Origin of the sequence: Hydrogenophaga sp. 70-12, assembly GCF_001897365.1 — a bacterium.
Classification (GTDB): domain Bacteria; phylum Pseudomonadota; class Gammaproteobacteria; order Burkholderiales; family Burkholderiaceae_C; genus Hydrogenophaga; species Hydrogenophaga borbori.
Map to the genome: position 1 here is coordinate 1 of NZ_MKSS01000142.1, position 2,680 is coordinate 2,680.

At 69.4% G+C, this 2,680-nt stretch carries 3 protein-coding genes; all 3 read left to right on the forward strand.

From position 1 onward, the window contains the following. On the forward strand, positions 1-414 hold a 414-nt coding region (locus tag BGO22_RS08645; protein WP_502686446.1), incomplete at its 5' end, for an ABC transporter ATP-binding protein C-terminal domain-containing protein. Further along, positions 411-1,223, forward strand: coding sequence for an ABC transporter ATP-binding protein (locus BGO22_RS08650; protein WP_286850185.1), 813 nt, complete (start codon positions 411-413; stop codon positions 1,221-1,223). The genes BGO22_RS08645 and BGO22_RS08650, both read left to right, overlap by 4 nt. Before the next feature lie 49 nt (positions 1,224-1,272). Continuing rightward, the coding region (locus tag BGO22_RS08655; RefSeq protein WP_286850188.1) for an aldehyde dehydrogenase at positions 1,273-2,680 on the forward strand (1,408 nt) is incomplete at its 3' end.

Below are 2,680 nucleotides of genomic sequence, written 5' to 3' on the forward strand. Positions count from 1 at the left end.
GTGCTGCGCACGGCCGACAGCATCCTCGGCCTCATCGGCCTGGGCGCGCAGGCCGAGCTGCCCGCCGCCGCCATCACGCCCTCGCAGCAGCGCCTGCTCGAAATCGGCATGGCCCTGGCCACGCGGCCCCAGCTGCTGCTGCTGGACGAAGTGGCCGCCGGCCTCACCGAAAACGAAGTGGAGGACATGGCCCGCCTGATCCGCCGCCTGCGCGACGAGCTGGACCTCACCGTGGTCTGGATCGAGCACGCCGTGAGCACCCTGCTGCGCCACGTGGAGCGCGTCATCGTGCTGCACCAGGGCCGCAAGATCGCCGACGACGTGCCGCGCGCCGTCATCCGCAACCCCGAGGTCATCGAGGCCTACCTGGGCGACGAGATGGGCGAGGCCGAAGCCGAAGGGGCCGCCGCATGATGTGGTACCGCCAAGACCCCTTCCGCCTGGGCGGCGCGAGCCAGGCCCACCTCAAGATCGACGGCCTGAGCGCGGGCTACGGTGCCTTCCTGGTGCTGCGCGATCTGAAGCTTGAAGCCAGGCCCGGCCTCACCGTGGTGCTGGGCCCCAACGGCGCCGGCAAGACCACGCTGCTCAAGGCCATCAACGGCCTCATTCCGCGCCAGGGCGCGGTGCTGCTGAACGGCGAGGAACTGGCCGAGAAGACGCACGAGATCGTCCAGGCCGGCGTTGCGTTGGTCCCTGAAGGCCGGCAGCTTTTCCCGCAGATGAGCGTGAACGAGAACCTGGAGCTCGGCGGCTGGCTGGTGCCCAAGGCCGAGCGCGCGCGCCGCATGGACCAGGCCTTCAAGGACTTCCCGAAACTGCGCGAACGCGCCCATCAGTTGGCCGGCACCATGAGCGGTGGTGAACAGCAGATGGTGGCCGTGGCCCGCGCCATGATGTGCGCGCCGCGCCTGCTCATGCTCGACGAGCCCTCGCTGGGCCTGGCGCCCAAGATGGTGGACGAGCTGCTGGGCATCGTGCGCCGCATCGCCGACGCCGGCACCACCGTGCTGATGGTGGAGCAGAACGTGAAGAAGGCCCTGGCCGTGGCCGACCGCGGCTACGTGCTGGAACGCGGCGCCATCGTCGCCAGCGGGCCCGCGAAATTGCTCGCGCGCTCCACCGTCATCCGCGAGGCCTACCTGGGCGCCGACAAGGACCCGGCCACCGGCACCGCCAGCGCCGCCGACGCGGTGCAGCGCCGCAAGGCCGTCGCTGCCTGACCGCACCCGAACACACTCACAAACGACCGCACACGCCCAAGGAGAACCCATGTCCGACCTGTCCATGCTCATCAACGGCCTGAAGGTCACCGCCGAAAAAGGCGCCACCTTCGAACGCCGCAACCCGCTCGACGGCAGCGTGGCCACGCGCGCGCCCGCCGCCAGCCCGGCCGACGCGGTGATGGCCGTCGAAGCCGCCGCCGAGGCCTTCAAGACCTGGAGCGAAACCGGCCCCGGCGAACGCCGCGCCCTGCTGCTGAAAGCCGCCGACGCGCTGGAAGCCAAGACGCCCCGGTTCATCGAAGCCGTGGCCGCCGAAACCGGCGGCACCGCCATGTGGGCCGGCTTCAACTGCATGCTCGCGGCCGGCATGATCCGCGAGGCCGCCGGCCTCACCACGCAGATCTCGGGCGAGCTGATTCCCTCCGACGTGCCCGGCTCGCTCGCCATGGGCGTGCGCCAGCCGGCCGGCGTGGTGCTCGGCATCGCGCCCTGGAACGCGCCCATCATCCTGGGCGTGCGCGCCATCTGCGTGCCCCTGGCCTGCGGCAACACCGTCGTCTTCAAGGGCAGCGAGAACTGCCCGCGCACCCACCAGCTCATCGTCGAGTCCTTCCAGGACGCGGGCTTTCCCGCCGGCGTGGTGAACTACATCACCAACGCCCCGGCCGACGCGGGCGCGGTGGTGGAAGCCATCGTGGCCCACCCGGCGGTGCGGCGCGTCAACTTCACCGGCTCCACCAAGGTCGGCAAGATCATCGCCATGACCTGCGCCAAGTACCTCAAGTCCGTGGTGCTGGAGTTGGGTGGCAAGGCGCCCATGGTCATCCTGGACGACGCCGACATCGACGACGCCGTGAACGGCGCGGCCTTTGGTGCCTTCGCCAACAGCGGCCAGATCTGCATGAGCACCGAACGCCTCATCGTCGACAGCAAGATCGCCGACGAGTTCGTGAAGCGCTTCGGCGACAAGGCCAGCCAGCTGCCCGTGGGCGACCCGCGCAAGCCCGAGCCCGTGGTGCTGGGCTCGGTCATCGGCATGAACACGGTGAACTTCTGCAACGAGCTCATCGACGACGCCCTGGCCAAGGGCGCCAAGCTGGTCTGCGGCGGCAAGAGCACCGACACCCTGATGCCCGCCACCGTGCTCGACCACGTGACGCCTGAGATGCGCATCTACCGCGAAGAAACCTTTGGACCGGTGAAGTGCGTCGTGCGCGTGAAGGGCGTGGAAGAGGCCATTGCCTGCGCCAACGACAACGAATACGGCCTGAGTGCATCCGTCTTCGGCAAGGACATTGCGCGCGCCTACAACGTGGCCCGCAAGATCGACAGCGGCATCTGCCACGTGAACGGCCCCACCGTGCACGACGAAGCGCAGATGCCCTTTGGCGGCGTGAAGGGCTCGGGCATCGGCCGCTTCGGCGGCAAGGCCGGCATCGCCGAGTTCACCGAGC